Origin of the sequence: Paraburkholderia phenazinium, from assembly GCF_900100735.1 — a bacterium.
Lineage (GTDB): Bacteria > Pseudomonadota > Gammaproteobacteria > Burkholderiales > Burkholderiaceae > Paraburkholderia > Paraburkholderia phenazinia.
Window position 1 is genome coordinate 48,078 of sequence record NZ_FNCJ01000033.1, and the last position, 8,421, is coordinate 56,498.

The 8,421-nt window shown below is 68.2% G+C and carries 2 protein-coding genes; both read left to right on the forward strand.

The window, feature by feature from the left end:
- Positions 1 to 50 precede the first annotated feature (50 nt).
- Positions 51 to 3,635: a condensation domain-containing protein gene (locus BLQ92_RS37535; RefSeq protein WP_090695770.1), complete on the forward strand. Its 3,585-nt coding sequence runs from the start codon at positions 51 to 53 to the stop codon at positions 3,633 to 3,635.
- A gap of 84 nt (positions 3,636 to 3,719) precedes the next feature.
- Positions 3,720 to 8,421, forward strand: a 4,702-nt coding sequence (locus BLQ92_RS37540) for a non-ribosomal peptide synthetase (RefSeq protein WP_143016749.1), incomplete at its 3' end; no start/stop codon positions are given.

Genomic DNA, 8,421 nt, shown 5'->3' on the forward strand with positions numbered 1-8,421 from the left:
TGCATGGCGATGACGGCCGCGCGACGCGCGGCAAATCTCGGGAGGCGAGGATGTCTGTTATCTATACGCCGCGCCACGATGGCGCGGACACGCACGCGACGAACCCGGCCAAGGTGGCCGACGCGGTGCCCAATGCAGTGGCCAATTCCACGTTCAATGCCGCCAACGCACCTGCGGCGCCCGCGAGCGACCTGGTGTCGGTGCTGAAGTGGCATGCCGGCCAGTGCCCCCAGCAGGTGGCGGTGCGTTTTCTGACGGACGGCGAAGCAAGCGCATGCGAGTTGACCTACGCGGGGCTCGATGCCCGCGCCCGCCGCTTCGCGGCCGTACTGCGCAGGCACGGCGGTCCGAACGACCGCGTGCTGCTGATGCTGCCAACCGGGCTCGATTACATCGTCTCGTTCTTCGCCTGCCAGTACGCGGGGATGATCGCGGTCCCGGCCTATCCGCCCGAAGCGCTGCAAAGCGGACACGTCGAACGGCTGCGGCGTATGGCGCAGGATTGCGTGGCGCGCATCGCGGTGCTCGACGAAGCGTCGCACGCCGGTTTCGCGGGTGCGGAATCCGGGCTTCCTCTCGGCGGCGCTACGCTCGTGTCGCCCGGCGAAGGCAATGAAAACACAGAGGATGACGGTTTTTGCATCGACCAGGCAGACCCCGATGCCGTCTCGTTTCTGCAATACACATCCGGTTCGACGTCGGCGCCGAAAGGTGTAATGGTTAGTCATGCGAACGTGTGTGCGAACGTTAGCGCGATGTCACGCGGCATGGGCTGCCGCGTCGGCGATCGCATGTTCTCCTGGCTGCCGCTCTATCACGACATGGGGCTGATCGGCAGCGTGCTGATGCCCGTGCTGTGCGGCTTTCAGGTCACCCTGATTTCGCCGCTGCATTTTCTCGAACGCCCGGCGCGCTGGCTTGCGGGCATCGCGCGCGAACGCGCGACCGTCACGGGCGGCCCAGATTTCGCATATCGCCTCTGCACAGACCGCGTGCGCGATGCGCAACTCGCCGGACTCAATCTCTCGTCGTTACGCGTGGCCTTCTGCGGCTCCGAACCGATCCGGCAGACCACGCTTGCTGGTTTCGCCGCGCGCTTCAGCGCCCACGGCCTCGATCCGCGCGCTATGTACGCATGCTACGGGCTTGCCGAGGCAACGCTATTCGTGACAGGTGTCGAGGTCGGGACAGGCGCACCGGAAACGCGCTTTTCAACGGCGGCGCTGGCGCAGGCCTCGCCCGTCGCGCTGCTGGGCGCTGACGACAGCGACGGCAAGGCCGTGGTCGGCTGCGGCGTGATTGCGCTGGGGCATGCGCTGGCCATCGTCGATCCGGACACGCGCGAGCGCTTGCCGGAGCGTCGCGTCGGCGAGGTCTGGTGCGGCGGTCCGAGCATCACGCACGGTTACTGGCAGAACCCCGAGGCGAGCGCCGCCGTCTTTCTCGACGATGCGCCAGGCTTCCCGGGGCGCTGGCTCAGGACAGGCGATCTGGCTTTTGTCGACGGCGGCCAGTTGTTCTTCTGCGGGCGCCGCAAGGACATGATCGTGCTGCGCGGTGAGAACGTCTATCCGCAGGATCTCGAAACGGTGCTGGCGGATCGCGTCGAATGGCTGCGCCGCGGCCGCGTTACGGCGTTCGCGGTGGAAGCCGCCGACGGCGCCGAGGCGATCGGCGTGGCCGCTGAAGTGCCGCGCGGCCGGGCGCGCCAGGTGGCGCCGGAGACGATCTTCGCCGCGATCGCCGCGGTGCTCGGCGAAGCGTTCCAATACGAAGCCGCGTTGATCCTGCTGCTGGAGCCTGGCGATCTGCCGCGCACGTCGAGCGGAAAACTGCAGCGCAGCGCATGCGTGAGCGCGTGGCGCAGCGGCGCACTTGTGCCGTTCGCAGTGTACGACGCGCGATCGGCGCGGCCGCAACCGAGTGCCACGGAGGCACTTGCGAATAGCGCTTGCGCCGCTGTCTGGACGCCGACCGAGCAAGCCGTCGCCCAAGCGTGGAGCGAAGTGCTCGAGATACCGGCACCGCGCGGGTCGGACGACTTTTTCGCGCTCGGCGGCCGTTCGCTGCTGGCGTTGAAGGTCGCATCGCGGTTGCGCGCGCATCTGGGCCGCGAGGTGCCGCTCGGCCTGCTGTTCAGCCACCCGACGCTCGCGAGTCTGGCCGCCGCGCTCGATGCGTGGTGGGCCGCGCCGTCGCACGCTGCTGGTGCCGTTCCTGCACTGACGAGGAGCGAGGTGGGCGACGCGCCGCTATCGCTGCCGCAGGAGCGTCTATGGGTGCTCTGGCAACTCGAGCCGGATAGCCCTGCCTACAACATTTCGGCCGCGCTTTCGTTGATGGGTCCGCTCGACGCCGCCGCCGCAAAAAGCTCGCTGGATGCACTGGTGCGCCGTCACGAGATGCTGCGCACACGCTTTGACGACAGCGGCGACGCGGCGCGCCAGATCATCGTACCGGTCGAGCACAGCGCCGACGCGTGGCGCTGGGAAACCGCCGACGTGCGCAACGCCACGCCCGCCGAGTTCGACGCTCAGTTGCGCCGGCGTGCCCGTGAGCCCTTCGATCTGACACGCGGGCCGCTGTTTCGCGCGACGCTGTTTACCCGCGGCTCCGGGCGCCATGTGCTGCACTTCGTGATGCATCACATCGTCTCCGATGGCTGGTCGATCAATGTGCTGCTGCGCGATTTCGCGGCCGGCTATCGCGCGGCGCTGCACGGCGATACCTCCGTGCTGCCTGCGCCGCCCGTTCAGTACGCCGATTACGCAGCGTGGCAGCGCGAACGCTTTAGCGGTGACGGCGGCGCGCAACTCGAGGCGCAACTCGACTACTGGCGCGGCCGTCTCGCGGGCTACGACGCGCCGCTCGACCTGCCGAGCGCACATGAGCGTGGCCGTCCCTACGATCCGCGCGCGGCCCGCGTTGCCGCGCGGATTCCTGCCTCGCTCGCCGGCCGTCTCGACATGCTTGCGCGTGCGGAGAACGCCACGCTGTTCATGGTGCTGCTCGCTGCGTTCGCCGCGCTGCTGTCCCGTTACAGCGGCGCGCAAGACGTGGTGGTCGCGGTGCCCGTCGCGGGCCGCGACCGGCTCGAGACGGAAGACCTGATCGGCTTTTTCGTCAACACGCTCGCGATGCGCGCGTCCGTGAAAGGCGCCAAGCCGTTCGCCGCACTGCTGCGCGAGGTGCGCGACGACAGCATCGATGCGCAAGCGAACGCCGATGTGCCGTTCGAGCGCGTCGTGGCGGCGCTGCAGTCCGCGCGCCGCGCGGGCGGCACTCCGCTGGGCGGCACTCCGCTGGCGCAGATCAAGTTCGTCCTGCACGACGAATTCGACACCGCACTGGATATCGACGGCGTGAATTGCGCACTCGTCGACGCCGACGCGAGCGACGCCCGTTTCGAACTCGCGCTCGACGTCTTGCGCCAGGGCGCTGACGGACTCCATTGCGTGTTCGCGTACGCAGCCGAGCTGTACGACGACGCGTTCGTCGCGCAGTTTGCGTGGCACTACGTCGAGCTACTCGAACAGATCGCCGACGCTCCGCAGCGCGCGCTCGGCGAATTCAGCCTCAACGACGACGAAGCGGCGCACGGCCCAGCGCCCGTCGCGGGTGCTTACGCGCTTTGAGCGCGGCGCCTTCATCCACCTCAATGCATCGACCCCGCGCTTGCCAGTGCGGGCGTCAGACACCAGGATCAGATCACGGACACCATGCAAGCCATTTATTTCGACACCGATTATCTTCCCGCCCGCGTCGCGCGGTTTGCCATCGAACGGCCGGACGCCATTGCGCTTGTCGATAGCGCGGGGCCGCTTTCCTGGCGCGATCTGTGGGCATGGTCCGGCCGGCTCGCGGCGGCGCTGATCGCCGAAGGCGTGCGGCCCGGCGATCACGTCGTGCTCGCTTTGCCGCGCTGCGCGGCGCTTGTCGCGACGATTCTCGCGGTCTGGCGGGTGCGTGCGTGTTACGTGCCGCTCGATCCGGCGTTGCCGCCCGCGCGCTTGCGCTGGCAGGCTGAGGACTGCGGCGCGCGCGTGGTGGTGACGGGTGCAGTGGCATCGGATGCCGCTGCAGAAGTTGCTGCGCCAGGCTGGTTGCCTGACGGTGTGGCCACGCTCGATCCGCACACGGCGCGTGGTGCCGGCCATCACGCGGATAACGTCGATGGCGTCGATAGCATTGATGACACTGGCCCGACACCGCAGCCCGACGACGGCATTTTCGTGTGGCCCGCGTATGTGATCTACACCTCGGGGTCGACTGGCCGGCCCAAGGGCGTCGTGCTCAGCCACGCGGCGCTCGCCGCGTATCTGCGCGGCGTGTCCGAACGGCTGCCCGAGGATATCGAGAGCGCCGCCTATCTGTCGACACCTGCCGCCGATCTCGGCCACACCTCGTTGTTCGGTGCGCTGTGGCACGGCTGGACCCTGCATCTGATCGACGCCCAGATTGCCGCTGATCCGGACGTGTTTGCCGCCTACATGCACGCGCATGCGGTCGATCTCCTGAAGATCGTGCCGAGCCATCTGGACGCGTTGTTGCAGGCGCAGTCGCCCGAATCCGCGCTGCCGCGCCGCTGCTTGCTGATGGGCGGCGAGCCCGCGCCGACGCGTCTGGCGCAGCGCATCGCGGCGCTGCGGCCCGAATGCCGGCTGCTCAACCACTACGGCCCGACGGAGACGGCGGTCGGCGTGCTCACGCGCAACGGCGCGGACAGTCGTGCCGCGACGCTGCCGCTCGGCAAGCCGCTCGCGCACGTTGAAGCGCGCATCGTCGACACCGGCGGCAATGCCGTGCCTAAGGGCGCGGCGGGCGAATTGTGCATCGGCGGCGCGAGCGTCGCGTATGGGTATCTGAACCGGGCATCGCTCACGGCTGAGCGCTTCGTGCCCGATCCCGACGGTCGCGGCGCACGGCTTTACCGGACAGGCGACAAGAGCCGACGCTTGCCGGACGGCGAGTTCGCATTCCTTGGCCGCCTCGACGACCAGGTGAAGATTCGCGGTTTTCGTGTCGAGCCGGAAGAGATCGCCGCGCGCCTGCGCGCCGAAGACGGCGTGCGCGACGCGGTGGTGATCGCGCATGCCGAGAGCGAAGGCGCCGCGCTGCGCCTCGCCGCCTATCTGACGGCAGCCGAAGCGCTCGACGTCGACGCGATCCGCGCGCATCTTGCCGCGGAGCTGCCGGACTACATGGTGCCGTCGTCGTTTCAGGTGCTGGCCGCGCTGCCGCTGACGCCGAACGGCAAGGTCGACCGTGCGGCGCTGCCCGCGCCAGGCCAGATCGAGACGGCCGACGCAAAGCGCGTCGAGCCGCGCAACGATGCCGAACGCACGCTCGCCAACATCTGGAAGCTGGTGCTCAAGCGCGACGATATTGGCGTAACCGACAACTACTTCGAAATTGGCGGCGATTCGATCATGAGCCTGCAGATCATCGCCAAGGCGCGCGGCGCGGGTCTCAAACTGACGCCGAAACAGATGTTCGAGTACCCGACGATCGAAGCGGCGGCGCGCGTCGCCGTTCCCGTCGCGGCTGCGGGGACGAGCGCAATGCCGCGTGCGACGGCCGCCGTGGCGCAGCCGGCGCAAACCGCCGCCGACGATGCGTGGTTCGCGCAGACCGGTGTCTCGCGTGATGCAGTCGAAGCGGTCTATCCGGCCACCCCGATGCAGCAGGGCTTGTTGTTCCACGGCATGTTCGAAGGTGAACCCGGCTTGTACGTCTCGCAGTTGCGTTTGACGATCGACGCGCTGCGGGTCGAGACGATGAGGGCTGCGTGGGAGGTTGTCGTCGCACGCCATCCAGTCTTGCGCACGCGCTTCGTGTGGCCGGCCGGCGGCGAGGCGTTGCAGATCGTCGAACGGCACGCGCGGATGCCGTTTGAACTGCATGCGCGGACGGCGTCGACAGACGAGCAATACGAAGCGGCGTACCACACGGCGCGCGAGGTGCTGGTTGCACGCGGCTTCGAGCCGGGTGTCGCTCCGTTGATGCGCGTCGATGTTTTCGAGCGCCCCGACGGCCCGCACGACCTGTTGTGGACCCACCATCACGCGTTGACGGACGGCTGGAGTACCGCTCAGGTTGTGACGGAAGTGACACGCGCGTACGCGGCGCTCGCGGCGGGCGGCGTCGCCGATACGACGGCGGGCGCGCCCTACGCGAATTACGTGCGCTGGCTGCGGCGCCAGCCGGACACGGGGCCGTTCTGGCGCGCACGCCTTGCGACGCTCGACGAACCGGCGCGCCTTGCCGACGCGCTTGGCAACGCGTTCCGGCCGTCGTCCGCGAACGGTGCCGATAGCGGTGCCGACAGCGTGGCCGACAGCGGGGCGGCGCAAGTGGTGGTCCGCGAACTCGACGGCGCGTCTCACGTACGGCTGCAGCGCGCTGCGCAGCGTGCGCAGGTCACGCTGAACACGCTCGTGCAGGGTGCGTGGGCGCTCGTGCTCGCGCGCTTTTCCGGGCGAGCGCAGGTGGCTTTCGGCATGACGGTATCCGGCCGCCCGGTCGATCTGCCCGAGGCGCAATCGACCGTTGGCCTGTTCATCAACAGCCTGCCGCTGTGGATCGACGTCGAGCCTGATGCGACAGTGCGGTCCTGGCTGGCGGGGTTGCAGCGGCATAACGCGCAATTGCGCGACGTCGAGCACACGCCGCTCGTGAGCTTGCAGCAATGGGCGAACTCGAGCGTGGACGCGCTGTTCGATAGCCTGATCGTGTTCGAAAACTATCCGCTCGACGACGCGCTAGGTGCGCTTGGCAGTGTGCCGCGAGTGCGCGCTGTCGAGGCTCACAACCGCAGCCACCTGCCGCTGATGCTGGTCGTCGCGCCGCGCCATGTGGGCGGCGGCGACAGGCTCAGGCTGGAGTGGCACCGGCATGCTGCACGCGTGTCCGCTGACGGCGTTGCGTGCGTCGCCGAGCATTTCGAGCGGATGCTGGATCGCCTCGCGACGGCGCTGGTGGAAGCGGGCGATCCGGATGTGAGGCTGCGCGATCTCGCACGCGGTGATGCGCCCGAAGTTGTCGCGGTGCCGGCCGCTTTTGCTTTCGAGCCGGTGACGGCGCGTATTGCTGCACGGGCGGCTGCGCGTCCTGACGCCATTGCGCTGAGCGATGGCAGCGAGCAGGTGACGTATGCGCAGCTCGATGCCTGGTCACGTGCGATTGCGCATGAACTGCGACGCCTGGGGGCGACGGCGGAAGTGCGTGTCGGTGTCGCGATGCAGCGCTCGGCGGCACTGGTTGCCTCGCTGCTCGGTGTGTTGCGTGCGGGAGCGACCTATGTGCCGCTCGATCCGTCGTATCCGGCGGAGCGTCTTGCGCACATCGTGGATGATTCACAGCTTTGTCTGATCGTGACCGACGCACCGAGCCTCGCGCAGCATGCGGCGCTGTTCGGCTCGCGGCCGACGCTCGATGCTGCCGCGCTGCGTGAGACTGCCGCGCTCGCTGAGGCGAACGGTGCGAATGATGCGCTGGTGCATCCGCAACAGCTAGCGTATGTGATCTACACGTCGGGTTCGACGGGCTTGCCGAAGGGCGTCGGCGTCACGCATGAGAATGTCGCGCGCCTGTTCGACGCGACGCAGGCGCGTTTTGCATTCGACGCAAACGACGTCTGGACGCTGTTCCACTCCTACGCATTCGACTTCTCGGTGTGGGAGATCTTCGGCGCGCTGGTGCATGGTGGACGGCTTGTGATCGTGCCGCACTGGACCGCGCGCGAGCCGTCGGCGTTCCATACGCTGCTGCGCGAAGAGCGGGTGACAGTGTTGAACCAGACGCCGTCGGCGTTCGTGCAACTGACACAGGCTGACAGCGACCACACGCTCGCGTCGCTGCGGGCAGTGATCTTCGGCGGCGAACGGCTGGAGCCGGCAGCGCTTGCGCGCTGGGCAGACGGCGCGCGCCGCAAGGGCGTGCTGCCGGCTCTCGTGAACATGTACGGCATCACGGAGACGACAGTCCACGTGACACACCGCGCCCTGGACGAAGCAGCCTTGCACGACGCTCGCAGCGTGATTGGCGCGCCGCTCGATGACCTCACGCTGCACGTGCTGGACGCGGACCTGAACCGCGTGCCGGTGGGCGCGGTGGGCGAACTGTACGTGGGCGGCGCGGGTCTCGCACGTGGCTATCTGGGACGCCCGGAGCTCACGGCGCAGCGTTTCGTGCCGGACCCCTACGGCGCATCAGGTTCACGTCTGTACCGCTCGGGCGATCTGGCGCGGCGCATGCCCGATGGCGACCTCGAATATCTGGGCCGCAACGACGATCAGGTGAAGATCCGGGGCTTCCGGATCGAGCTTGGGGAAATTCATGCTGCGCTGCTGGGCCACCCCGAAGTGCGCGACGCGGCGGTGCTGGTATCGGACAGCGCCAGCGGCGAGCAGCGCCTGGTTG

Excerpts from the sequence above, each read along its gene's own strand:
- BLQ92_RS37535 (WP_090695770.1), top strand. The coding sequence starts at position 51 with ATGTCTGTTATCTATACGCCGCGCCACGATGGCGCGGACACGCACGCG.